This is a genomic window from Helicobacter pylori, assembly GCF_017594925.1.
Classification (GTDB): Bacteria; Campylobacterota; Campylobacteria; order Campylobacterales; family Helicobacteraceae; genus Helicobacter; species Helicobacter pylori_DP.
Genome location: NZ_JAALNT010000004.1, coordinates 63,450 through 87,414 on the forward strand (window position 1 = coordinate 63,450; position 23,965 = coordinate 87,414).

The window sequence follows — 23,965 nt, forward strand, 5'->3', positions numbered from 1 at the left end:
TGCTATAATGAAAAAAGCTCTAGCCAGCGTTAAGCTGTTTTTTAGGAGGTCTGTATGCAAGAGTTTTTAGGTTTTGGTGTGGTGGGGAATTTTGCAGGGCATTTGGAGCAAGCAGGAGAGAGTCATAGTTTTATTAACATGAAAAGCGAAGAAAAGGACGCCCCTAAGGGGTTATTCCCTTTTTATATCCCGTATGAAAATTGTTATTTGGGGCGTTGTTGCATTGATAACCATAAGATTATTTTGCCTAATGATTTGAATTTAAGGGTGCAAGCAGAGCCAGAAATCGCTTTAGAATGCGATGTTAAATATGATGAAAAACATTTGGTAACCAAGCTTGTACCTAATTTTTTCATGGCGTTTAATGACGCTTCTGTGCGCAATTTAGACGCCGCAAAGCTCTCCCAAAAAAAGAATTTTTCACCAGCTTCTAAAGGCATAGGGCAGAAATTGCCTATTGATAGGTTTGTTTATGGGGGGGTGTGCAACAATTTCTCTATCGCGTCTTTTTTGAAATACAATAATGTTTGGCACATTTATGGGGAAAACAGCAAATTGCTCAAATACGAGTTTTTTTATCAAAAGCTTTTAGATTGGATTAAAGACCAATTAAACCACCAACAAGATGGCGATTCTTTAGAGGCTCTAAGGCCTTTTTTAGAGCGCCATAATTTCCCCACTAAAATGATTTTTGCGATTGGGGCTACCCCTTATATGCCTTTTGCACAAGAGCATTTTTTGCAAAAAGGCGATGAGGTGGTGATTATCGCTTACAACCATTTACAATATAGTTTTGAAAAGATTCAAAACCTCTTAGAAGAGGACGCCCTACAAACCAAAGAACACGCTAATCTTTCTTATGTCTATCAAATCGTAGAATAGTAAGGCTTTTACACTCTTTGGCTTTGCTTTTTTACCCCTTTTAAAGATAAAACCACCCCTTTTGACCCCCTTTTAGAGGATTTTAATGGTTTTTTTGAGATAATTGAACCTTAGAAAGTTAATTAAAATTAAACAAAAGGGTTGTGATGTCCGCTCATTTTTTAAAAATCATTTTTTTAGTAGGCATGTGCGTTTCAAGTTTGTTCGCTGAAGGATTAGAAGGGTTTTTTAACGCTCTAGAAGCCCAGCTCAAAAGCCCCATCGCTAAGGGGATTTTAATGGTGATTTTCATAGGGATCGCTATTTATGTGTGGAGGAATTTAGACCGGTGGAAAGAGATTTTATTCACGATCCTTGGCGTGGTGTTTGGGATTTTTTTATTCTTTAAAGCCCCGAGTTTGGCGAATTGGTTTATGGGAATTTTTTAATGATTATCCTCTCAGCGAGCGTGAAGAATTTGCGTGAAATTTCGGTTAAAGAAAAATTTTTATGGCTGAACGCTAAATCTTATTTGATTTCTGTTTTTGCGCCTTTTATCTTGCTCCCTTGGATTGATTTGTTGAGCGCTTTTTTATTGTATTTAGGGTTTTTAGCGCTCTTTAGCGTGCTGGAATTTTTTGATGAAGATATTGCAGATATTATTGTGGCTAAAAGCAAAATAAAGACTAAAACCAAATGTTATAGAGCGTAGGATGTTAGAAAAGCTTTTAGGCGCTATCAAACAAAAAGTTTCAAACTATTTTTTAGGGGTTTTGCCTAAAAGCTATTCTATGAGCGAAGAAAACAACATTTTAGGCTTGTATGATGAGCATTTTTTACTCACTAAAAACGAAAACTTAGTGGGCATCCTCCGTTTAGAAGGGGTGAGTTACACCCATTTAAGCACAGAGCAATTGCAAGATCTCTTCACCGAGCGCCAGATGGCGTTGGATTCTTTAGAAAAAGTCGTGGCGCGCCTCGTGGTTAAAAGGCGTAAAATTGATCACCAACAAAACATTCAAGCTGACTCTCAATACTTGCAAGCGATTTTGAATCAATTTGAAAACAAAGAAGTGTATGAAAATCAGTATTTTTTAGTTTTAGAAAGCACTCACTCTTTACAAGGTGTTTTGGAACATAAGAAAAAATCTCTCATGCATGCCAATAGGGAAAATTTTAAGGATATTCTCTCTTATAAAGCGCATTTTTTGCAAGAAACTTTAAAAAGTTTAGAAATCCAGCTCAAAAACTATGCCCCCAAACTCTTAAACTCTAAAGAGGTTTTGAATTTTTACGCAGAATACATTAATGGGTTTGAACTCCCTTTAAAGCCTCTAGTAGGAGGGTATTTGAGCGATAGCTATATCGCTAGTTCCATCACTTTTGAAAAAGATTATTTCATTCAAGAAAGCTTTAATCAAAAAACCTATAACCGCTTGATTGGTATTAAAGCTTATGAGAGCGAGTGCATCACTTCTATAGCGATCGGAGCGCTTTTATACCAAGAAACGCCACTAGATATTATCTTTTCCATAGAGCCTATGAGCGTGCATAAAACGTTGAGTTTTTTAAAAGAGAGAGCCAAGTTTAGCATGTCCAATCTCGTTAAAAACGAGCTGCTAGAATACCAAGAACTAGTCAAAACCAAACGCCTATCCATGCAAAAATTCGCCCTAAACGTTCTTATCAAAGCCCCTAGTTTAGAGGATTTAGACGCTCAAACTAGCTTAGTTTTAGGGCTTTTATTTAAAGAAAACTTAGTGGGCGTTATAGAAACTTTTGGCTTGAAAGGGGGGTATTTTTCCTTTTTCCCTGAACGCATCCATTTAAACCATCGCTTGCGTTTTTTGACCTCTAAAGCCCTAGCGTGTTTGGTGGTGTTTGAAAGGCAAAATTTAGGCTTTAAAGCTAATTCATGGGGGAATAGCCCTTTGAGCGTGTTTAAAAATTTGGATTATTCCCCTTTTTTATTCAATTTCCACAACCAAGAAGTGAGCCACAATAACGCTAAAGAAATCGCCAGAGTGAATGGGCATACTTTAGTTATAGGGGCAACCGGAAGCGGTAAAAGCACGCTGATTAGCTATTTAATGATGAGCGCTTTGAAATACCAAAACATGCGCCTTTTAGCCTTTGATAGGATGCAAGGGCTGTATTCTTTCACCGAATTTTTTAAAGGGCATTACCATGACGGCCAATCTTTTAGTATTAACCCCTTTTGTTTAGAGCCTAATTTACAGAATCTAGAATTTTTGCAATCCTTTTTTTTGAGCATGTTTGATCTCGCCCCTTCAAGGGATAAAGAAGCCTTAGAAGACATGAATGCGATTTCTAGTGCGATTAAGAGCCTTTATGAGACCTTATACCCTAAAGCCTTTAGTTTGCTAGACTTTAAAGAAACGCTTAAAAGAACCTCATCTAACCAACTAAGCTTGAGCTTGGAGCCGTATTTGAATAACCCCCTTTTTAACGCTTTGAATGACGCGTTCAACTCCAACGCTTTTTTAAATGTAATCAACTTAGATGCGATCACCCAAAACCCTAAAGACTTAGGGCTTTTAGCCTATTATTTGTTTTATAAGATCTTAGAAGAGTCCAGGAAAAACGACAGCGGGTTTTTGGTTTTTTTAGACGAATTTAAATCCTATGTGGAAAACGATTTGTTGAACACTAAAATCAACGCTTTAATCACGCAAGCCAGGAAAGCTAATGGCGTGGTGGTGTTGGCTTTGCAAGACATTTACCAACTCAGCGGGGTCAAAAACGCCCATAGTTTTTTAAGCAACATGGGGACTCTTATTTTGTATCCGCAAAAAAACGCTAGGGAGTTGAAACACAACTTCAATGTGCCTTTGAGCGAAACTGAAATTTCATTTTTAGAAAACACCCCTTTGTATGCCAGGCAGGTTTTAGTCAAAAATCTGGGTAACGGGAATTCTAACATGATTGATGTGAGTTTGGAGGGTTTGGGGCGTTATTTGAAAATCTTTAATTCAGATTCTAGTCATGTCAATAAAGTGAAAGCGTTACAAAAAGACTACCCTACAGAGTGGCGTGAGAAACTTTTGAAGAGTTAGTTTAAAAAAGTCAATATCATTTTGAAACACTCCTATTCAGATGGCTAAGGCACACAAGAAATTAAGGGACTCTGCTGTATTCCTACCCTGAAGCGTTACCCTAAAGTCCTATTGCATAGGTCTAAATAAGAGCTTAGGGATCATTTTAACCATAAAAAGCTTATGTTTTCATTAAAAATGTTATGATACGCTCAAATTAGTCAAGCAAACAAGCAAAAAAATTAAAAGGGTTAGATTGAAAATATTCGTTCTGTTGATGTCGGTAATTTTAGGAATATCATTAACAGGTTGCATAGGCTATCGTATGGACTTAGAACATTTTAACACGCTCTATTATGAAGAAAGCCCTAAAAAAGCTTATGAATATTCCAAACAATTCACTAAGAAAAAAAAGAACGCTCTTTTATGGGACTTGCAAAACGGCTTGAGCGCTTTATACGCCAGGGATTATAAGACTTCTTTAGGGGTGTTGGATCAAGCCGAGCAACGCTTTGATAAAACCCAAAGCGCTTTCACAAGAGGGGCTGGTTATGTGGGCGCTACCATGATTAATGATAACGTGCGCGCTTATGGGGGGAATATTTATGAGGGCGTTTTAATCAATTACTACAAAGCGATAGACTACATGCTTTTAAACGATAGCGCAAAAGCTAGGGTGCAATTCAACCGCGCGAATGAACGCCAACGCAGGGCTAAAGAATTTTATTATGAAGAAGTGCAAAAAGCCATTAAAGAAATCGATTCTAGCAAAAAGCACAATATTAATATGGAACGCTCTAGGGCAGAAGTGAGCGAGATTTTAAACAACACCTATTCTAATTTAGACAAATACGAAGCTTATCAAGGCTTGCTTAACCCGGCGGTTTCGTATCTTTCAGGGTTGTTTTACGCTTTAAATGGGGATAAGAATAAGGGATTAGGCTATCTTAATGAAGCCTATGGGATCAGTCAAAGCCCTTTCGTGGCTCAAGACTTGGTTTTTTTCAAAAACCCTAACAGGAGTCATTTCACTTGGATCATCATTGAAGATGGTAAAGAGCCGCAAAAAAGCGAATTTAAAATTGATGTGCCTATTTTTATGATCGATTCGGTTTATAACGTGAGTATAGCCTTGCCCAAGTTAGAAAAAGGGGAAGCGTTTTATCAAAATTTCACCCTCAAAGACGGAGAAAAAGTAACGCCCTTTGACACTTTAGCCTCAATAGATGCGGTGGTCGCTAGCGAATTCAGGAAGCAATTGCCCTACATTATCACTAGGGCTATTTTATCGGCCACTTTTAAAGTGGGCATGCAAGCGGTGGCGAACTATTATTTGGGGTTTGTTGGCGGGTTAGTAACTTCGTTGTATTCAGGTGTTAGCACCTTTGCAGACACCAGAAACACGAGCATTTTTGCCCATAAAATCTACCTCATGCGCATCAAAAACAAAGCTTTTGAAAGTTATGAAGTTCGAGCCGATTCCATTGACGCTTTTTCGTTTTCATTAAAGCCTTGTAAAAGATCGCTTGAAAGCCCTAAAATCATTGACGCTAGGGAATTGCTTTCAGGGTTTGTAACAGCCCCACAAGTCTTTTGCTCTAACCGCCATAATATTTTATATGTGCGCAGCTTTAAAAACGGGTTTGTTTTGAGTCATTTAAAATGATTCCAAAACACCCAAAGAAATTTTTAGTTTTTAAGTGTCGTTGGCATTAAACACAAACACGATATAATTATAAAACGATACGAAAACCTAAATTAAGGGGAAGTCATGGCTGATAGTTTAGCGGGCATTGATCAAGTTACGAGTTTGCATAAAAATAACGAGTTGCAATTATTGTGTTTCAGGCTGGGTAAAAACAAGGATTTGTATGCGGTCAATGTCTTTAAGATCCGTGAAGTGGTGAAATACCATGGCAATCTCACCATCATCAGCCACGAAAACAATTCGCTCGTTGAGGGCTTGATCATTATAAGAGAGCTCACCATTCCTTTGATTGATATGAAAAAATGGTTTTATTATGACAGCCAGAACAAGAGCAAGGATTTACGCCCTTACAGGATAGAAAAAGAAAAAGGCGAAGACGATATTGTCATGATTTGTGAGTTTTCTCGCTGGACCATAGGGGTTAGGATCTATGAAGCGGATAGGATTTTGAGCAAGAAATGGACTGAAATGGAGCAAAGCGCTGGGCTAGGGGGATCTGCAGGCAATAACAAGCTCGTGAGCCGCACGCGCTATTTTGATGGGCGCTTGGTGCAAGTGGTGGATATTGAAAAAATGCTTATAGACGTGTTCCCTTGGATTGAAGATGAAAAACACAACGATTTAGAGACGCTTTCTAAAATCCATTCTAACCAGTGCGTTTTGCTCGCTGATGATTCCCCAAGCGTTTTAAAAACCATGCAAATGATTTTAGACAAGCTAGGCGTCAAGCATATAGATTTTATCAATGGTAAAACCTTATTAGAGCATTTGTTCAACCCAACAACCGATGTGAGTAATATTGGCCTGATTATTACCGATTTAGAAATGCCAGAAGCGAGCGGTTTTGAAGTGATCAAGCAGGTTAAAAACGATCCTTTGACTTCAAAAATCCCTATCGTGGTCAATTCTTCTATGAGCGGCAGCTCTAATGAAGACATGGCCAGGAGTTTGAAGGCCGATGATTTCATCTCTAAGTCTAACCCTAAAGACATCCAGCGGGTGGTTAAGCAATTTTTGGAATTAGCATGAAAAAATACAGCGCTATCCCCACCCCTTGCTATGTGCTAGAGAGCGAACGCTTAGAAAAAAACGCCAAGATTTTAGAAATCGTGCGCCAACAAAGCGGGGCAAAGGTCTTGCTCGCTTTAAAAGGGTATGCGTTTTGGCGTGAGTTTGGGATTTTGAGGCAAAAATTGAACGGGTGTTGCGCGAGCGGTCTTTATGAGACTAAGCTCGCTTTTGAAGAGTTTGGGGGGCGAGAGAGCCATAAAGAAATTTGCGTTTATAGCCCGGCTTTCAAAGAGGCTGAAATGAGTGCGATTTTACCCTTAGCGACAAGCATTATTTTCAACTCTTTTTACCAATACGCTACCTATAAAGACAGGATTTTAGACAAAAACAAGCAATTAGAAAACTTGGGCTTAAGCCCCATTAAAATGGGCTTGAGGATAAACCCTCTCTATAGCGAAGTAACCCCAGCGATCTATAACCCATGCTCTAAAATGAGCCGGTTAGGGATTACGCCTAGCGGATTTGAAAAGGGGGTGAAAGAGCATGGCTTAGAGGGGGTGAGCGGGTTGCATTTCCATACGCATTGCGAACAAAACGCCGACGCTTTGTGCCGGACTTTAGAGCATGTGGAAAGGCACTTCAAGCCTTATTTAGAAAACATGGCGTGGGTGAATTTTGGTGGGGGGCATCATATCACTAAGAGCGATTATGATGTGAATTTGCTCATCCAAACGATTAAGGATTTTAAAGAGCGTTATCATAATATAGAAGTGATCTTAGAGCCGGGGGAAGCCATAGGGTGGCAATGCGGGTTTTTGATCGCAAGCGTGATAGACATCGTTAAAAACGATCAAGAAATTGCGATTTTAGACGCTTCTTTTAGCGCTCACATGCCCGATTGCCTAGAAATGCCTTATCGCCCTAGCATCTTTAAAATCTCCGTAGAAAATGATGAAGAGCTTGTTGAAGTTGAAAAGGGCGAAAATCAAGGGGCGTTTTCTTATTTTTTAGGCGGCCCTACTTGTTTAGCGGGGGATTTTATGGGGAGCTTTAGTTTTGATACGCCTTTAAAAAGGGGCGATAAAATCGTGTTTCAAGACATGCTCCATTATACGATTGTCAAAAACAACTCGTTTAATGGCGTGCCGCTCCCAAGCCTGGCTAAAATAGACTCGCAAGGTTTTAAAATCCTTAAAAACTTTTCTTATGAAGATTATAAAAACAGAAATTAAGATCTCAATTAAAGCCTTTTGATTAAGGCTTTTTGGGGCTTGTAAAAAGGCTTACGCACAACATTCCAACGCCAAGCCCGGCTAGCACCGCGCCAATGGTGTGCATGTCTAAATAAATGCGAGCGAGCATGGTTAAAGGGACTAGGGGTAAGAGCCACCAGTATTTTTTAAAAGAATAGCGGCGCATTAAAAACGCCACCGCCAAACCCACCATAGACGAATGCCCGCTTGGCATGTTGAAATTACCCCCATAAGGGCGCTCGCCCAAACGCTGATCGTTGATTGTTACATGGTTTAAGGCTCTTTTGGTGGTGTGCGTGAGGAGGGTTGTAGCGATAGAGGCGTTAGCGACTTGAAAAAACCCTATCGCATCTCTTTGGATTAAAGGAATCGCCACAGATAAAATCGTAGGGATAAAGCGCGCGTAATGCTCAGTGAAATGAAACACTAAAGGCACGCTATGCTGTTTAGGGACTTTTGGGAAAGGCACAAAAACACCCAATAAAATCAAACTCAAACTGAGCGCTAATAAAGTTTTAGAAAAGCTTTTAGGCAGACTTTCACAAAATTTTTGTTTAAATAAGAATTTTTTCATGAGTGTTATTTTACTCTTTTTTGTGTTTGAGCAGATCTAAAGAAGGGCGATAAACAACGCTTGGGTTTTTAAAATCCAAAAACACCCCTAAAACGCTATGGAAAATCACATTTTGATTAATGGGGGTTTGGGTTTGAATGATGGAATGCTTCTCTTTAAAAAGATCATTGGCATAAACGATAAAGGGGATCTCGTATTGCTCTTTGGGGGCGATGCTTTTAGGAATGCCATGCAAATAGAACGCTTCTTCGCCCAAACTTTCGCCATGATCGCTTAAATAAATCATTAAAGCGGGCTGCTTGGCTTTTTCAAGCATGCTAATAATTTTGTCTAACAGATAGTCGTTGTAAAAAATGGTGTTGTCATAGGCGTTAATCAGGCTTTCTTTGGAGCAAGAAGATAAATCAGCGCTTGAGCAATAGGGCTTAAACACCCTAAAATTTAAAGGCACTTTATTGTCGTAGTTTGGGCCATGCGAGCCGGCAAGGTGTAAGATGAGCAAGACATTTTCGTTAGAGTGTTCTTTTAAAAGGTCAGGCAAATTATAGAGTAAGGATTCATCATAAGGAGCGATCGCTTCGCAATTGGGGCATTTTTGAATCAATTCATAGTTTTTAAGATAGCTTGTAACCTTAACATTCTTTTCGCCGTCATTCGCGCTATACCAAAAGACTTTGATACCGGCTTTAGTCAAGTAAGTTGGCAAATTTTCATAGGCGTTGTTTTTAAAAGAAGAATCTAAAATGCATTCCAAACTCGCTGTCGTGTAAGTGGCGCAAGAAGTGGCGTTAAAAAGAGTGAGTTCGTGATTTTCTAAGCGTTTGCTTAGTCTTGGGGTGGTGGGTTTTTGATAGCCATAAAGGGCGTAATTATGCTTCCTAGCGCTTTCGCCAATGACTAGCACCACAAACGAATGAGAATGGTTGGGCGAAAAAAGAGGGAGCGGCTTGATAGTGGGGGCGAAAAATTTAAGAGCGCTCACTCTAAAGGCGTTCACGCTATAAGCGAAGGGCAAAATTAAGCCCCCTATGAATTTCGCATGCTTGTCAAACCACAGCCAATTTTTAGCGTTAGCTAAAGCGCTAGCGATAAAAATAAACACTAACGCCAAGATCGCTAAAAAGGGCACTTTTTTAGAAGAATTTTTGATGGGGATTTTATAGATAATATAGCCAGGCAACACCCCAAAAACAACGATAAAAATGAATAATTTAACGCTCAAAAAGCCTAAAACTTCATGCGTATTGGTGTTTAAGACATTACCCATCATGCTCTTATTTAAAAACACCTTATAAGCGCTAATGAAATAGAAAGCGACAGAATTGAGCCAACTAAAAACAACCGCGCTTAAGCGCATCAAAGAAGCAGAGATCAGGCCTAATCCCAAAAAAAGAGTGCCATTAACGCAAAAAAGCACCACAACCATCATGGCTATAAAACTAACTTGGTTGCTTTCTTTATAAACATAAGCGAACAAAGGGAAATGGTATAAAACGCCAAAAATAAGGCTATAAAGCAAACCGGCTTGCAGACAACTCAGGGGTTTAAAAAACTTCAGATGGAATAATGATGCCAAACACGCCCCTTAAAATCAATCGATCCTAGGATTATATCGTAGGTATGGGGATTTTATGGTTTATTTTAAAGTGGAAAGTGCGTTTTTTAGGGTGGTTGCATTTAAGAGCTTTAAAGTGTGTTTGTTGTAGGATTTCATCACGCCCCATAGTTAGGATATGGGGCAAATCTGTTCTTAAAAGGGTTTATCATGAAAAGAAAACATGATAAAAACTCTTGGTTAGTATTATACATTAAAATCTCTTTTAAGGGGTTTAAAGTGGTCTTTTCTATAGAAAAGTAATTTTATTAGCCAAAGTTCCCCTGAGTTTAAAAGCTTAGGGGTTTCCTTTTTGATCGGGTTTGTCCTTGACTTTGGGGCGTTTTTTGGTTAGTGGAAGCGTGCGAACGCTAAAGACGTTTGGGGTTTCTTGCTTGGGTGGTTTAAAATGATCGCTTGAATAACGCTAATTTTTATTTAGATTGTAAAAAACGCCTTTGAGTATTTTTTATGATTAACGCTTGAAGTTAAAAAACTTTATTTGATGGAAAAAATTAAAAAAGTTTAGAAAAATAAAAACTTTATGAAAAGATTAAAAAGCGAGTGAGGAGTCAGTGAAAAAATCAGTGAAAAAAGATTAACCCCCCAAAAAGAGAATTTAAAAAAAAGAAAGGGTTCAAAAAAAGGGAGTTTAAAAGAAATCCCCCAAAACAAAGGGTTCAAAAAAACCCCCTTAAAAAAGGGAGTTTAATGCTTTAGTAAGCAAACACATAGTTGAGATACACGCTATAAAGCCTTCTGTATTGCAAGGTAGTGCCTAGCAAAGAATAGTAATTCGTGTTGATCGTGGGGATCTTCACGCCTAATTCCATGCCATGTTGTGCGCTATGATCAGCGCCTCTTCTCTTATTCCTGGCGAGATTGGTCCTTAAGCCCAAATTGAATAAGAATTGGAAGTTAGAGGTGTTGATTTTAGCTTTGTAGTAGTTATTCACATTCGCTAAATTCACATATTGAGAATTAAGCCATGAAATCCCGGCTAAGGCGATACCGCCAAACGCGCCAAAAGAAATCTTGTTGTGTTTGGTGGCTTTATCGTTGATGAAATTCACTAACAAATCGCTCCCCACGCCATAAGTCCAAACATCAGAAGAGGCGTTGAAAAATTGGGATTTGTTATAGGTGTGGTTGTAATCCACAAAGCCGTAGTATCTCGCGCCCCACCATTTCTTTTCCCCAAAGAATTGCTTATAGCCCACTTGAAAGCCGATCCCGTTCATCGCGCCGTTATTGGTGGTAGAAGCGGCGATTAAACCGGCGCGCCTGAAAGGGTTACTGCCGAGTTCTTGACTCCTAGATTGCACTTGAGAATGGATATTGGAGTCAATATAGTAGTTATCCTGTATGCCTTGCGGGCTATTAGGGTTAGTCTTTTTGCTCACCACATTTTGTAAAGACTGAGCGTCAGGCAAGTTAGAGAGCGCTGCTGTGATGCTGTCATAGTGTTCGCCTAGCTTTTTGTATTGGCCGCTGAAATTCGCTAAAGTGTAGGCGAGGTTGTGCGCGTTATGGATTTGCTCGGCTTGAGTGCCAAAATGAGCGATGCTGTCTTTTAGACTCGTTAAGGTCTCTCCCACATACGCGCAACCGGCTCCCCAAGTGTTAGAAGTAACCGTGCCAGATGGCGTGCCACGGAGATTGCCGTCGCTACCCTTTTCATGGCATACTCCTAAAGAGTCTTTCACGAACTCTGCAGGGATTCTTTCAAAGTCCTTCACCACTGCTTGAGCGCGGTTTAAAATCTCCGCTTGCGCTCTAGCGTTAGCGAACATGCTTTGGGCGAAGTTGGCGTCTTTATAGGGGTTGAATGCTTTCCCAGTGTCTAGGTTGTGCTGGTTTTGCGCGTTGGTAGCAACGATCTTGGATTGCTCTACGGCTATTGCAGCGTTTTTGATCATGTCTTGAATCGCGCTGATTTCATTTTTAAAAATCCCGCACGCGCTCCCATCGCCTTTCAAATATATTCCTTCCCATAAACTACCACTACTCGCACCACCTGCACCACCATTATTGATCCATGGGCATGCACTATTAAGGGTAGTTATAATGGTGCTAGCCTGTTCTAAAAGAACTTGAGCGTTATTTTTTGTAACAATTTCTTCTCCATTATTCGTGTTTCCATTACTTTTATTGATTGTGAATTTGAGTTCTGTGTTGGTGTCGCTTAAGGCAGGAATATCTTGCCCGCTTGCTCCAAAAGCCTTTTGGATGATTTGATAAGCTTTATTGATTTTCGCGTAATTTTCAGTGGATAAAATGCTGTATGGTCCTGGTTCATAATTAGTAGTGCCACAAGTAATGGTAGTGCCTCCCCATTGATTTGATGGCGTGTTGTGGAAAGTTTGAACGCCCCCATTTTTACTGCTGTCTTTGCCAGGACCACAAGGGCTGATCGCATAGCTCATGACTTGCCACAACCCCGCTGCTGCATTCAGCGCTAAAAGCACGGCTTGATACGCTGGGGAATTCTTTTTGTCATTGATTAAATTCTTCGCACTCGCGTTCAAATTGCCCCTTGCGTTGTTGATAGCGTTCGGGTCGGCGGACTGCCTGATGAGAGTGTTTAAAACACTATAATTCGTTAAAAGATTGTTCAATCTCTCATAGCTGTCTGAGAGATCTTGAATGCCTTTGGTGTTTTTCACCATTTGAGCGGATTCGCCGATTTGATAGCCCGCGCTTACAAAAAAGCCGTTGTCTTCAGCACTTAAAGTGGAAACTAAAAGCGAACCTAAGGTTAATGACAGAAATTTTTTCTTCATGTTTTCTCCTTTACTTTATTAAAATAAGATTGAAATTGTTAGTAAATCTTGCAGAAGTGTGTCTTTAAGTAAGACTATACCGCAAGCTTTCGTTAATATAGTATAAATTAATGGGATTTTGATATTAATGAGGCGTTTTTGCCCTTTCAAATTCAAAAAAAAAAGGTTTTTGTAGCGTTTCTAAACAAATATTAAACCAATAAAGGTCATTTTAAAAGAAATGAGGTTGTTTGAATAGGGGGTAACTATAAAAAAGGGGGTTTTTTTAACTTTGGTTGTTTGGTTTGTTATAAAAAAGATTTTTTCTTTAGATTTGTTGTAAATTTTGTTGTAAAAAGGATTTTCTTAAGGAGATAGAAAGATTTTGCAATCATTCCCCTCAAAAACTCAAAGGTTTTTTAAAAAAGCGGTGGTTTCAATGAAACGCTAATTTCTAAGAGCGTTCCCTAAGCCTAAAAAACTTAGGGGTTTGCTTGTAAAAGCGGGGTTATCCTTGAGTTTTGGGGCGTTTGCATGCGGTTATTGAAAAAATATCGCTCGCTTGGTGCGAGATCCTCACTCTTTTAAAAAGGCTTTGAGCGTTTTTTAAAACTATCACTAACGCTCTGTTAAAACAAAGCCTAGCCTAATATTAATCCCCTACATAGACTTGTCTTGGGCGCGTGATCCTAGCTTGCGGGCTTTTGACATGCTCTAATAGTTGAGCGCACCAGCCCACGGTTCTGCCAATGACAAACACCGGCGTGAAAAAACGCACCGGGATTTTTAAAGCCCTTAAAATGGTGCCAGAGTAAAAATCCACATTAGGGTAGAGATTCCTTTCAATGAAATACTCGTCTTTTAGCGCAATTTCTTCCACTTTCGCAGCGATTTCGCTCAACCTCTCGTCCATTTTAACGCCTTTTTGATGCAGTTCGTCTTTCAAGCCTTTTAAGATTTTAGCGCGCGGATCGTAGCTTTTATACACCCTATGCCCAAAGCCCATGAGTTTGAAATTGTCGTTTTTGTCTTTCACGCGCGCGATGTATTTATCCACATTTTTCACATCGCCGATTTCTTCTAATTGGATAAGCACTTTTTCATTCGCTCCGCCATGCAAATGCCCCCATAAAGCGCTAATACCTGCGCTAATGGCGGCATAAGGATGCACGCCGGTGCTAGCGACATTCCTTACCGTGGTAGAAGAGGCGTTTTGCCCATGGTCAGCGTGCAAGGTTAGGATTTTATCAAAGGCTTCCACTTCTAGGGGTGTGATTTCTACTTCGCCTTGAGTGGTGTGTTTTAAGCGGCTATAAGGATACCCTCTCAGCATGAAAAGGATATTTTCCACATAAGAGCGTGCGATGTCCGGATAAATGATAGGCGCTCCCACTTCATTACGATAGCAAATAGCCGCAAGCGTGGGGATTTTAGCGACAATCCTTCTGGCCATCGTTTGGTAATCTTCTTCAGTGTGCATGTTTTGGTGCGTGGAATAAAGGGTGGATAAAATAGACACACCGCTAGAGAGTTTCGCCATAGGGTGGGCGTTACTAGGGAAAGCTGAAAACATGTTGAGTAAGCTCTCATGCACAAAGCTTCTGTGGCGTAGTTCTAACTCAAATTCCAAGCTTTCATCTTGATTTTTGGGTAATTCCCCTGTGAGTAATAGCCTGCACACATCTACATATTTGTATTTGGCGACTAAATCTTCTATTCTATGCCCTCTGTAATACAATTCGCCTTTTTTGCCGTTGATATAGCTGATCTTAGATTGGCACCCAGCGGTAGAAGAATACCCTGGATCGTAAGAAAAAAACCCGGTCGTTTCAAAAAGCTTGGAAAAATCCACCGCTTTAGGCCCACGAGTGCATTCAATCGTTTCAAATTCATAGCGTTCATTATTTTCATTATTGATTAAAGTAACAGACATTTGACTTCCTTAGGTTTTTAGAATGATAGCACTCCATTATAAGCCAAAAAATTAAATGATTTCTTTTAAAAACATTGCGTTTTTTCAAGTTATTCCTAACCGCTACTTTTAAACACGCATTCAAAAAAAGATTTTTAGGGGTTATATAGTATTTTTGCGCTAGTATAGTTACTTAAATTTTATAAAAAGGATAAGAGATGGCTTACAACCCTAAAATTTTACAAAAGCCTAAAGAGGGCGAAGAAATTACGATTAAAGACAACAAATTGCATGTGCCAAACCACCCCATTATCCCTTTCATTGAGGGCGATGGCATTGGATCGGATATTACCCCTGCGATGATTAAAGTCGTGGATAGTGCGGTTCAAAAAGCGTATAAGGGCGAGAAAAAAATCGCATGGTATGAGGTGTTTGTGGGCGAAAAATGCTATCAAAAATTCAAAGATCATAAGGAATTAAGCCCCGAAGAGCAATGGCTCTTACCGGACACTATTGAAGCGATTAATCATTATAAAGTCTCTATTAAAGGGCCTTTGACCACGCCTATTGGTGAGGGGTTTAGATCTTTGAATGTGGCGTTACGCCAAAAAATGGATCTGTATGTGTGCTTGAGACCGGTTCGGTGGTATGGGAGTCCGAGTCCGGTTAAAGAACCACAAAAAGTGGATATGGTGATTTTTAGAGAAAATTCTGAAGACATTTATGCGGGCATTGAATGGCAAGAAGGTAGCGCGGAAGCGAAAAAACTCATCCATTTTTTACAAAATGAACTAAAGGTTAAAAAAATCCGCTTCCCTGAAAGCAGCGGCATAGGGGTAAAACCCATTAGTAAAGAAGGCACAGAGAGGTTGGTGAGAAAAGCGATTGAATACGCTATTGATAACGACAAGCCAAGCGTAACTTTTGTGCATAAAGGCAATATCATGAAATATACCGAAGGGGCGTTCATGAAGTGGGGCTATGCACTCGCTCAAAAAGAATTTAACGCTCAAGTCATTGATAAAGGCCCATGGTGTTCTTTGAAAAACCCTAAAACCGGTAAAGAAATCATCATTAAAGACATGATCGCTGACGCGTTTTTGCAACAAATCTTATTGCGCCCTAGCGAATACAGCGTCATTGCGACCATGAATTTGAACGGAGATTATATCTCTGATGCGTTAGCGGCGATGGTGGGGGGCATTGGTATCGCTCCTGGGGCTAATCTTAACGACACAGTGGGCATGTTTGAAGCCACCCATGGCACCGCTCCTAAATACGCTGGGCTGGATAAAGTCAATCCGGGGTCTATTATTTTGAGCGCGGAAATGATGTTAAGGCATATGGGCTGGGTGGAAGCGGCTGATTTGATCGTTTCTGCTATGGAAAAAGCGATTAAAAGCAAGAAAGTAACTTACGATTTCGCTCGTTTAATGGATGGGGCTAAAGAAGTGAAATGCTCTGAATTCGCTAGCGTGATGATTGAAAACATGTGAAAGAGCGTTTTTTAAACTCTGGTGTTTGAATGCGAAAAAAGGCTAATACTATCATAAGGAATGAAGTTGATAAAATTTGTGCGTAATGTGGTTTTGTTCATTTTAACGGCGATCTTTTTAGCGCTCATGCTTATAGTGAGCTATTGCATGCCCCATTATAGCGCGGCTGTTATTAGTGGGGTGGAAGTCAAAAGAATGAATGAAAATGAAAACACGCCCAATAATAAGGAAGTAAAAACCCTTGCTAGAGATGTCTATTTTGTGCAAACTTACGACCCTAAAGATCAAAAAAGCGTAACCGTCTATCGCAACGAAGACACGCGCTTTAGCTTTCCTTTTTATTTTAAGTTTAATTCGGCTGATATTTCAGCCCTCGCTCAAAGTTTAGTCAATCAGCAAGTGGAAGTGCAATACTATGGCTGGCGGATCAATTTGTTTAACATGTTCCCTAATGTGATTTTTTTAAAGCCCTTAAAAGAGAGTACTGAGATGTCAAAACCCGTTTTTAGCTGGATTTTATACGCCTTGCTACTAGTGGGCTTTTTTATCAGCGTGCGTTCTGTTTGCGCTTTATTTAAGGGCAAAGCTCATTAATTCTTTTAGGCTTTGTTGGAAAATCACAATGGGGTTATTGGAGCGTGTATTAAAAAGCTCAATATAGGGCAAGCTCACGCTGTAAAAAGCGGTGTTATTTTCCCTCAAATTGATAGCGATTTTATAGTCTAGTTGGTGGGATTTCAATAAAAAATCATTCAGCAAACAATCATTAATCAAGCCCAAATTGTCATGGCTAATCAAAAGCATTTTGGCTTTTAATTTTAGGGCAAAATCCAACATGTTTTCTTCTAAAGTGATAGGCACGCATAGCCCCCCAGCCCCTTCAACGATGACTAAATCGTAAGTTTTGGTGAAATTGTGAAGGCGTTGGGTTAAATTGTCCGTATCAATGGGGGCGTTTGGATCTTCTTCTTGTTGGGCGATGAGGGGGGCTGAAGCTTTAGCGTAGCGGTAGAATGAAACGTCTTTTAAGGTTAAAGAGCGATCCAAAAGGCGGTTATCTTGCAAGAATAGATGCGCGTCGCTAAAGTGGTTGGTTGCATCATTAGCGCCTGTTTCAATGGGCTTTAATAGAATCGTTTTAACGCCACAAGCGTTGCAATACTGGGCTAATAGCCTAGCGCATGTGGTTTTTCCGGCATTGGTGTTAGTCGCGCTGATAAAAAGCATGGTTTAACCTTTAAATTGATAGTCATTGCCTCTAAACTGATAAGCCCCATCAAAGATTTGAGAAGTCAATACATTTTTGATTTGTGGTAGCTTCACATTCTTTAGTGCTTCTCTTGGGACTTCAATGACTAGTCTCTCAAACACTTGGTCGCTTAAAGGGTTATCAATATCAAAAATGAAACTTAAGATATTGTGGAGTGAGTTGTAGGTGATTTTGTCAATTAACGCATAATTAAGTCTAACGCCCTCTGCTTGCTCTATGGCGGTTACGATACTCTTGGATAGTCTAGGGCTGATGTTACCAAGTTGTGTCGCTAAATCTGTCGGCGAGATAAAGCAATACCCTGCATCGGTGTCTATGGTGTTAGCAAGCACTTTAGCAATCAATGTCCTACTCACTTCTTTGCCTTGTCTTAAAGCCTTAACAAGGTTATTGACTTGAATGTTTCGTTTCATACCTTGTTTGAAGTCATCGCTTACCGCACATTTTCGTGCTTCTATGCGTTTAATCGCTTGTTCTTGTCTTTCTATCATTGCGTCCAAAAAGAACTCTTTAGGGTGTCCATACCCACGAGTGATTTTCTGTAATGCTTTAATCTCGCTTCTAATGTCCTCACCAATAGTCCTTACACCTAATTTAGAGTAATCATAGGGCATACAAGTCGCTTTTAATTCTGTCTTAACGACTTTATTCATAGCGAGTTTATTAAGACCGATACCCTCTTTATTCCTAGAGAGAAAAGTATAAACGCTGTCATTTATGCGTGTAAGAGCTTGTGGTAAGTCGCTAGGAACTGAAAATTTAATCCCTGTGAATTTAGCCCATACCTCACCAAAACTATTAGGGCTAGTGCTTATCAAATCTATCCTATAAGTCTTATTCTTATTAGCCATCAATTGTCCGCCATAGCAAATCGCTGCTTGTCTGAATTGTTTTCCCCATATCAATAAGTGGTTTTTCAAATCAAATGTGCTACTAGGTTCGTTTTGGAATACGAAAAAGCTAACCTCTTTGTCTGGTAAAATATTGTCTTTAGGGTTGTCTTTCCAATACCCTAACACTTCAATGTAACCAATGAAGTCTCTATCAATATTCATTATGTCTTTTAGCTGTTGTGTCCTTGCCATATTTTCTTTTCTAGTGTAGCGATACCTCTCAACAAATTTATCACTAGACATAAGGTCTCTCATTGTGGCGCCTTTCTTAAAGAATTTGTCTGCATAAAAATTGCCTAATTTGTTATAGAGTGTCGCATAAATGTTCTCAATCATATCTTTGTAATTTTTAAATTTTGTAGTCTCTTTACCATTTTCAGGTTGTGGGTGAAAGAAATCTACAACTTTAATAGGGTCGTATGGGTCTAAATCCACAGAGTTACTTAACCAATATTTGGCTATTATGTCCGCATTTTTAGGGTCTGCTCCGCTCTTATAAGCATAGATTAGAGCGTCTTGTTCCCCTTGAGTGAAATCTTTAAGAAAAGCGTCTTTAAAAGGTCTAAACGCTGAAATAGTCCCAAAAGGTAGTCCGCTCGCAATCTTTTTATAAATGCTGATAAGATTAGAACTCTCAATTGTAGAGCCTTTAATAGTCTTGTGGCTCATATCATATTTAAGTCGTGAAATTTCATCGCCAACAGCATCTAAAAACTTGCTTAAGGGCATCGCCTTACCAAGCACCCTAACTCTAGGTTTATTTTGTCTAGCTAACTTCCTGTCCGCTAACGCTTTATCAATAGATGCTGTCAATGAATTGCTTCTATTGTGTGGCTCATCAACAAATTCTAAAAAGTCGTAATTCAATAGCATTTTATGTCCTTTTTCTAAGCGAGATTGTAGCGCTTTATCTTTGAGCTTTCAGCGGGTCATTAGGGTTTATTTGGTATAATACCAAAACTTCATTTAAGGTTGGTTCTTATGAATATTTTATTTGGGATTAGCGACACGCAAGAATGCTATAACGCTATTAAATTCGCTGTCAAATTAGCCCATTCGCTTAAAGAGGTCCGTTTCACTCTATTGCATGTGAGCATGGAAGTGTTTATTTATAGCGAAAGCGGGATGATGGATTATGGCCAGACAGAAGCCTTAGAAGAAGAAAAAGCTAAGGCTTTGTTAAAGCAATTTGAAGACGCTTTCAAAAAAGAAAATATAGAGTGCGAGAGCGTTCTAAAAAGCGGCGATTTGATTGATGTGGTCTTGGATATGGCTAAGGATTATGATTTGTTATTGATCGGGGCGAGCGAATCCAATTTGTTGTATCGTTTGTTCATTTCGCACCAAAATAGCTTGGTTGAACAATCCAGTATCCCTGTTGTGATCGCCAAGTAGCATGGATAAGCGGCATGAACATGAAAATGTATAACATACCCACCCCCACCATGGCGCAAGTGATCATGGTTGATGACCCCATTACGACAGCGGAATTTGTCATCTCTGCTTTGAGGGATTTTTTTGACAAGTCTTTAGAAGAGGCCAAAGCCCTCACATCAAGCATCCATCGTGATGGCTGTGGGGTTTGTGGCGTCTATCCTTATGATATTGCCAGGCATAGGGCAGCATGGGTTAGAGATAAGGCCAGAGATCTAGATCTCCCCTTAAAATTATTGGTAGAAGAGATAAAATAATGGCTAAATTCAATCAAGATCTCAATGAAGTTCTAAACCAAGCTTTAAATTTAGCCTTGGATCTTAACCACGCCCTTTGCACCACAGAGCATGTGCTATTGGTCATTTTAGAGCATGAGAGCGGGGAAAAGATTATTGGTGCTTTAGAAAGAGATGACTATGATAAATTAAAACAAATCCTTAAAGACTATTTGTTGCAATATGTGCCTTTAAAGAGCGATCCAGCCAAAATGCCTGCTAGGAGTTTTGTGCTATTAAGAATGCTTAAAAGAATGTATGCGAGCTGTTTTGAGAGCGTGGGCGTGGAAGAATTGCTTATTTTAATGCTGGATCACCCCGATTGTTACGCTTCAAAACTCATGGATAGTTTTGGCATCGCTCGTTTGTATTCTAATCCTGCTTTATTGGATTTGGATAACCATGGTATTCCTAATGACATTAATGATAATGAAGAAGCACCCAAAAACACTCCTCTAAAAAAATACGCTAAAAATTTGAGCGCTTTAGCCCAAGATAACGCTTTAGATCCAGTTATTGGCAGAGAAGAAGAGATTTTAAGAGTGATAGAAATTTTAGGGCGCAGAAAAAAGAATAACCCGCTTTTAATTGGCGAAGCGGGCGTAGGGAAAACCTCCATCGCTGAAGCTTTGGCTTTAAAAATCGCTCAAAAAGAAGTGCCGGAGTTTTTGCAAGAATATGAAGTCTATTCTTTGGATTTAGCCTTAATGGTGGCTGGGGCAAAATACAGAGGGGATTTTGAAAAACGCTTGAAAAAAACGCTCAAAGAAATCCAACAAAACGGCCGTATCATTTTATTCATTGATGAAATCCACACCCTTTTAGGTGCAGGGAGCAGTAACGCTGGGAGCTTGGATGCGGCGAACATATTAAAACCGGTTTTAACGGATGGGGGCTTGAAATGTTTAGGAGCGACCACTTTTGAAGAATACCGTAGCGTGTTTGAAAAAGACAAGGCTTTTAACAGGCGCTTTTCAGTCATAAAAGTTGAAGAGCCTTCTAAAGAGGCGTGTTACTTGATTTTAAAAAAGATCGCTCCCCTTTATGAAGAACACCACCAGGTGCGTTATGATGAGAGCGTGTTTAAGGCATGCGTGGATTTAACGAGTGATTACATGCATGATAAATTCTTGCCGGATAAAGCGATTGAATTATTAGATGAGGTGGGATCGAGGAAAAAAATCAACCCTAAAAAGGGCAAAAAAATCAGCGTTGATGACGTGAAAGAAACGCTCGCTCTCAAGCTTAAAATCCCTAAAATGCGTTTGAGCAGCGATAAAAAAGCCCTTTTAAGGAACTTGGAAAAATCGCTTAAAAATAAGATTTTTGCCCAAACCGAAGCGATCAGTCTTGTTAGCAATGCGATTAAAATCCAGTATTGCGGGCTTTCTTCTAAAAATAAGCCTGTGGGGAGCTTTTTATTCGTGGGGCCTAGTGGGGTGGGGAAAACGGAGTTGGCTAAAGAATTGGCCTTGAATTTGAATTTGCATTTTGAACGCTTTGACATGAGCGAATACAAAGAGGCCCATAGCGTGGCAAAGCTCATCGGTAGCCCTAGCGGTTATGTGGGGTTTGAGCAAGGGGGGTTATTGGTGAATGCGATTAAAAAGCACCCGCATTGTTTGCTGCTTTTAGATGAGATAGAAAAGGCCCACCCTAATGTGTATGATTTGTTGTTGCAAGTGATGGATAACGCCACTTTGAGCGATAATTTAGGCAATCAGGCGAGTTTTAAGCATGTGATACTGATTATGACTTCAAATGTGGGGAGTAAGGATAAGGACACGCTGGGGTTTTTTAGCGCTAAAAACACCAAGTATGATAAAGCCGTTAAAGAGCTTTTGACCCCTGAATTACGATCCAGGATTGATGCGATCGTGCCGTTTAACGCGCTCAGTTTGGAGGATTTTGAACGCATTGTTTCTGTGGAATTAGACAAATTAAAAGCCCTAGCGCTAGAGCAGGATATAACCTTAAAATTCCATAAAGAAGTTGTGAAATTCATCGCGCAAAAAAGCTACCAAACGACTTTAGGAGCGAGAGAAATTAAAAAAATCATTCACAATGAGATCAAAACTAAATTAAGCGATCTATTGCTCTTGCAATCGTTTAAAAAACCTTGTAAGATCGCTTGCTTGCTAGAAAAAAACCAATTGGTTTTAAAAGAAATCAAGCGTGCACAAAAGGTGAAAGAAAATGACTTTTGAAATGCTTTATAGTAAAATCCATAGGGCTACTATCACAGACGCTAATCTCAACTATGTAGGCTCGATCACCATAGATGAGGATTTAGCCAAGTTGGCTAAGCTCAGAGAGGGCATGAAAGTGGAAATCGTGGATGTCAATAACGGCGAACGCTTCAGCACCTATGTGATTTTAGGGAAAAAAAAGGGCGAAATTTGCGTCAATGGTGCAGCAGCTAGAAAGGTGGCCATAGGCGATGTGGTGATCATTTTAGCTTATGCGAGCATGAATGAAGATGAAATCAATGCGCACAAGCCGAGCATCGTGCTAGTGGATGAAAAAAACGAAATTTTAGAAAAGGGTTAGAGATGGATTTTAGTCAATTTGGCGGGCTAAGCGGGTTATTAGACGGCATGAAAAAAGAGTTTTCCCAACTAGAAGAAAAGAATAAAGACACGATCCACACTTCCAAAAGCGGTGGGGGAATGGTGAGCGTGAGTTTTAATGGGTTGGGGGAATTAGTGGATTTGCAAATTGATGACAGCCTGTTAGAAGATAAAGAAGCGATGCAAATCTATTTGATGAGCGCTTTGAATGACGGGTATAAAGCCGTAGAAGAAAACCGAAAGAATTTAGCCTTTAACATGTTGGGGAATTTCGCTAAATTGTGATGCTTCACAAAGCCCTTATTACCTTTATCGTTCTATGGTTTTTTTTGAATGGCTTAGGGGCTTATGATTTCAAGCATTGTCAGGCGTTTTTTAAAAAAGCGAGCCTTCAAAAAGGAGGTGTGGCTTTAAAAGAATTGCCTAAAGGCGTGTATTTATATTATTCCAAAACCTACCCTAAACACGCCAAAGTCATCAAATCCGATCCTTTTGTAGGGCTGTATTTGTTGCAAAGCGCGCCAAGCGAGTATTTTTATACCTTAAGGGATTTAGACAAAGACGCCCTTATAAGGCCAATGGCTAGTGTAGGGGATAAAGACGCCCTAGAAGCGCGATTGCTTTTCAAGCAAAGAGGCTATGAGCGCTACGCTCAAATTTCACAAAAGATTCAAAAAAATGGCGTTATCAGCAATATTTGCTATCAAATGTTAGGGCTAGGGGTAGGGGGGAATGGCTTTATAGAAACGAAATTTATCAAGCGCTTTTTAAACCAAAAAGAGCCTTATTATGGGGATATTGGGGTGCGTTTAAAAGAAAATAATAAGCGTTTAGTAATAGCGCAATTTGATCCCTTTTTCCCTAAAAACCCTTTTTTAAAAAACGATGAAATCCTAGCGATCAATGATTACAAGATCCATTCGTTAGCGGAGTTTGAATGGGTGGTGAGCAATCTTAAATACCAAAGCCTTGTAAAAGTGGAAATCAAACGAAACCATAAAATCAAAGAAGTAACGCTTAAAGTCAATAAGCGTTATGGGGGGTTTTTGCTCAAAGACACTTTTTTAGAGCGCTATGGCATCGCTTTAGATGAGCGTTTCACTATCACTAAAATAGGCAGTCATTTGCCCAAAGGCTTGGATTTTTTAAAGCTTGGGGATAGGATTTTATGGGTGAATCGTAAAAATGTGGCGTCCAACCCAAAGGCTTTAAGAGAAGCGTTAAGCGCGCCTAAAATTGAATTATTAGTCTTGCGTAAAGGCTTTGAATTTTACATTAAAGTCCGTTGAAGTATTG

General features: G+C 39.7%; 21 protein-coding genes and 1 other RNA gene. 15 read left to right on the forward strand and 7 right to left on the reverse strand.

The genetic code is table 11. From position 1 onward, the window contains the following. Window positions 1-54: 54 nt before the first annotated feature. From G6069_RS02680 to G6069_RS02695, 4 genes are all read left to right on the forward strand, one after another. A complete protein-coding gene (locus G6069_RS02680; RefSeq protein ID WP_197293294.1) occupies window positions 55-882 on the forward strand; it encodes a DUF5718 family protein in 828 nt (275 codons plus the stop codon). Between the two features lie 146 nt (window positions 883-1,028). Further along, entirely contained in the window at window positions 1,029-1,310 is a 282-nt protein-coding gene (locus G6069_RS02685) for a TrbC/VirB2 family protein (protein ID WP_001272686.1), read from the forward strand. Then, window positions 1,310-1,573 carry a hypothetical protein gene (locus G6069_RS02690; RefSeq protein ID WP_000584956.1) on the forward strand — a complete coding sequence of 88 codons (264 nt, stop codon included), beginning with the start codon at window positions 1,310-1,312 and terminating at the stop codon, window positions 1,571-1,573. Before G6069_RS02685 ends, G6069_RS02690 begins: the two co-directional genes overlap by 1 nt. Window position 1,574: 1 nt before the next feature. After that, window positions 1,575-3,938 (forward strand): VirB4 family type IV secretion/conjugal transfer ATPase, encoded by a 2,364-nt coding sequence (locus tag G6069_RS02695; protein ID WP_197293295.1) that lies wholly within the window; start codon window positions 1,575-1,577, stop codon window positions 3,936-3,938. Between the two features lie 30 nt (window positions 3,939-3,968). On the opposite strand, the gene ffs is transcribed toward G6069_RS02695, so the two are convergent. Continuing rightward, window positions 3,969-4,066, reverse strand: an RNA gene (gene ffs, locus G6069_RS02700) — signal recognition particle sRNA small type. A 176-nt stretch (window positions 4,067-4,242) separates the two neighbouring features. Here ffs and G6069_RS02705 point away from each other — a divergent pair. The 3 genes from G6069_RS02705 to nspC all read left to right on the forward strand — a co-directional run bounded on the left by G6069_RS02705 (window position 4,243) and on the right by nspC (window position 7,868). Then, window positions 4,243-5,583, forward strand: a complete 1,341-nt coding sequence (locus G6069_RS02705; RefSeq protein ID WP_187924274.1) for a COG3014 family protein — start codon at window positions 4,243-4,245, stop codon at window positions 5,581-5,583. Window positions 5,584-5,688: 105 nt separating this feature from the next. Continuing rightward, on the forward strand, window positions 5,689-6,654 hold the full coding sequence (gene cheV1 / locus G6069_RS02710; protein WP_000785488.1) for a chemotaxis protein CheV1: 966 nt from the start codon (window positions 5,689-5,691) through the stop codon (window positions 6,652-6,654). After that, window positions 6,651-7,868, forward strand: a complete 1,218-nt coding sequence (nspC, locus tag G6069_RS02715) for a carboxynorspermidine decarboxylase (RefSeq protein ID WP_197293296.1) — start codon at window positions 6,651-6,653, stop codon at window positions 7,866-7,868. Before cheV1 ends, nspC begins: the two co-directional genes overlap by 4 nt. Before the next feature lie 22 nt (window positions 7,869-7,890). Here nspC and lpxE read toward each other — a convergent pair whose 3' ends face one another. The 4 genes from lpxE to G6069_RS02735 form a co-directional block, all read right to left on the reverse strand. After that, window positions 7,891-8,424 carry a lipid A 1-phosphatase LpxE gene (gene lpxE, locus G6069_RS02720; RefSeq protein ID WP_231627825.1) on the reverse strand — a complete coding sequence of 178 codons (534 nt, stop codon included), beginning with the start codon at window positions 8,422-8,424 and terminating at the stop codon, window positions 7,891-7,893. 49 nt (window positions 8,425-8,473) lie between these two features. Then, the gene (eptA, locus tag G6069_RS02725; protein WP_197293298.1) at window positions 8,474-10,039 is read right to left on the reverse strand and encodes a phosphoethanolamine--lipid A transferase EptA; all 1,566 of its coding nucleotides are present in this window, start codon (window positions 10,037-10,039) and stop codon (window positions 8,474-8,476) included. 734 nt (window positions 10,040-10,773) lie between these two features. Beyond that, a complete protein-coding gene (gene sabA / locus G6069_RS02730; protein ID WP_197293299.1) occupies window positions 10,774-12,840 on the reverse strand; it encodes a Hop family adhesin SabA/HopD in 2,067 nt (688 codons plus the stop codon). 631 nt (window positions 12,841-13,471) lie between these two features. After that, window positions 13,472-14,752: a citrate synthase gene (locus tag G6069_RS02735; protein WP_000117397.1), complete on the reverse strand. Its 1,281-nt coding sequence runs from the start codon at window positions 14,750-14,752 to the stop codon at window positions 13,472-13,474. Between the two features lie 197 nt (window positions 14,753-14,949). Here G6069_RS02735 and icd point away from each other — a divergent pair, with 197 nt between their 5' ends. Beyond that, window positions 14,950-16,227: an isocitrate dehydrogenase (NADP(+)) gene (gene icd / locus G6069_RS02740; RefSeq protein ID WP_000323967.1), complete on the forward strand. Its 1,278-nt coding sequence runs from the start codon at window positions 14,950-14,952 to the stop codon at window positions 16,225-16,227. Window positions 16,228-16,293: 66 nt separating this feature from the next. Beyond that, a complete protein-coding gene (locus tag G6069_RS02745) occupies window positions 16,294-16,821 on the forward strand; it encodes a DUF1523 family protein (protein WP_197293300.1) in 528 nt (175 codons plus the stop codon). On the opposite strand, the gene bioD is transcribed toward G6069_RS02745, so the two are convergent. Then, window positions 16,798-17,454 (reverse strand): dethiobiotin synthase, encoded by a 657-nt coding sequence (gene bioD / locus G6069_RS02750; protein ID WP_197293301.1) that lies wholly within the window; start codon window positions 17,452-17,454, stop codon window positions 16,798-16,800. The genes G6069_RS02745 and bioD overlap by 24 nt on opposite strands. 3 nt (window positions 17,455-17,457) lie before the next feature. Next, the gene (locus G6069_RS02755) at window positions 17,458-19,263 is read right to left on the reverse strand and encodes a hypothetical protein (protein WP_197293302.1); all 1,806 of its coding nucleotides are present in this window, start codon (window positions 19,261-19,263) and stop codon (window positions 17,458-17,460) included. A gap of 108 nt (window positions 19,264-19,371) precedes the next feature. Here G6069_RS02755 and G6069_RS02760 point away from each other — a divergent pair, with 108 nt between their 5' ends. Genes G6069_RS02760 through G6069_RS02785 form a run of 6 tightly spaced genes read left to right on the forward strand, consistent with a single transcriptional unit; the run spans window position 19,372 to window position 23,958 of the window. Further along, window positions 19,372-19,785 (forward strand): universal stress protein, encoded by a 414-nt coding sequence (locus G6069_RS02760; protein WP_001023005.1) that lies wholly within the window; start codon window positions 19,372-19,374, stop codon window positions 19,783-19,785. Between the two features lie 20 nt (window positions 19,786-19,805). Further along, a complete protein-coding gene (locus G6069_RS02765; protein ID WP_108357310.1) occupies window positions 19,806-20,081 on the forward strand; it encodes an ATP-dependent Clp protease adaptor ClpS in 276 nt (91 codons plus the stop codon). Beyond that, window positions 20,081-22,306 carry an AAA family ATPase gene (locus G6069_RS02770; protein ID WP_197293303.1) on the forward strand — a complete coding sequence of 742 codons (2,226 nt, stop codon included), beginning with the start codon at window positions 20,081-20,083 and terminating at the stop codon, window positions 22,304-22,306. The genes G6069_RS02765 and G6069_RS02770 overlap by 1 nt, the downstream gene beginning before the upstream one ends. Beyond that, window positions 22,296-22,649 (forward strand): aspartate 1-decarboxylase, encoded by a 354-nt coding sequence (gene panD / locus G6069_RS02775; RefSeq protein WP_097689164.1) that lies wholly within the window; start codon window positions 22,296-22,298, stop codon window positions 22,647-22,649. The genes G6069_RS02770 and panD overlap by 11 nt, the downstream gene beginning before the upstream one ends. Window positions 22,650-22,651: 2 nt before the next feature. After that, window positions 22,652-22,954 carry a YbaB/EbfC family nucleoid-associated protein gene (locus G6069_RS02780; protein ID WP_197293304.1) on the forward strand — a complete coding sequence of 101 codons (303 nt, stop codon included), beginning with the start codon at window positions 22,652-22,654 and terminating at the stop codon, window positions 22,952-22,954. Then, on the forward strand, window positions 22,954-23,958 hold the full coding sequence (locus G6069_RS02785) for a PDZ domain-containing protein (RefSeq protein ID WP_197293332.1): 1,005 nt from the start codon (window positions 22,954-22,956) through the stop codon (window positions 23,956-23,958). The genes G6069_RS02780 and G6069_RS02785 overlap by 1 nt, the downstream gene beginning before the upstream one ends. The last annotated feature ends 7 nt before the right edge of the window (window positions 23,959-23,965 follow it).

Bases quoted from the DNA above. Each gene is read 5' to 3' on its own strand.
- G6069_RS02755 (WP_197293302.1), bottom strand. From the start codon at position 19,263: ATGCTATTGAATTACGACTTTTTAGAATTTGTTGATGAGCCACACAAT.
- nspC (WP_197293296.1), top strand. From the start codon at position 6,651: ATGAAAAAATACAGCGCTATCCCCACCCCTTGCTATGTGCTAGAGAGC.
- G6069_RS02705 (WP_187924274.1), top strand. From the start codon at position 4,243: ATGGACTTAGAACATTTTAACACGCTCTATTATGAAGAAAGCCCTAAA.
- G6069_RS02770 (WP_197293303.1), top strand. From the start codon at position 20,081: ATGGCTAAATTCAATCAAGATCTCAATGAAGTTCTAAACCAAGCTTTA.
- cheV1 (WP_000785488.1), top strand. From the start codon at position 5,689: ATGGCTGATAGTTTAGCGGGCATTGATCAAGTTACGAGTTTGCATAAA.
- G6069_RS02760 (WP_001023005.1), top strand. From the start codon at position 19,372: ATGAATATTTTATTTGGGATTAGCGACACGCAAGAATGCTATAACGCT.
- bioD (WP_197293301.1), bottom strand. From the start codon at position 17,454: ATGCTTTTTATCAGCGCGACTAACACCAATGCCGGAAAAACCACATGC.
- G6069_RS02690 (WP_000584956.1), top strand. From the start codon at position 1,310: ATGATTATCCTCTCAGCGAGCGTGAAGAATTTGCGTGAAATTTCGGTT.
- G6069_RS02765 (WP_108357310.1), top strand. From the start codon at position 19,806: ATGAAAATGTATAACATACCCACCCCCACCATGGCGCAAGTGATCATG.
- G6069_RS02780 (WP_197293304.1), top strand. From the start codon at position 22,652: ATGGATTTTAGTCAATTTGGCGGGCTAAGCGGGTTATTAGACGGCATG.
- G6069_RS02735 (WP_000117397.1), bottom strand. From the start codon at position 14,752: ATGTCTGTTACTTTAATCAATAATGAAAATAATGAACGCTATGAATTT.
- sabA (WP_197293299.1), bottom strand. From the start codon at position 12,840: ATGAAGAAAAAATTTCTGTCATTAACCTTAGGTTCGCTTTTAGTTTCC.
- icd (WP_000323967.1), top strand. From the start codon at position 14,950: ATGGCTTACAACCCTAAAATTTTACAAAAGCCTAAAGAGGGCGAAGAA.
- G6069_RS02685 (WP_001272686.1), top strand. From the start codon at position 1,029: ATGTCCGCTCATTTTTTAAAAATCATTTTTTTAGTAGGCATGTGCGTT.
- panD (WP_097689164.1), top strand. From the start codon at position 22,296: ATGACTTTTGAAATGCTTTATAGTAAAATCCATAGGGCTACTATCACA.
- G6069_RS02695 (WP_197293295.1), top strand. From the start codon at position 1,575: ATGTTAGAAAAGCTTTTAGGCGCTATCAAACAAAAAGTTTCAAACTAT.
- G6069_RS02680 (WP_197293294.1), top strand. From the start codon at position 55: ATGCAAGAGTTTTTAGGTTTTGGTGTGGTGGGGAATTTTGCAGGGCAT.
- G6069_RS02785 (WP_197293332.1), top strand. From the start codon at position 22,954: ATGCTTCACAAAGCCCTTATTACCTTTATCGTTCTATGGTTTTTTTTG.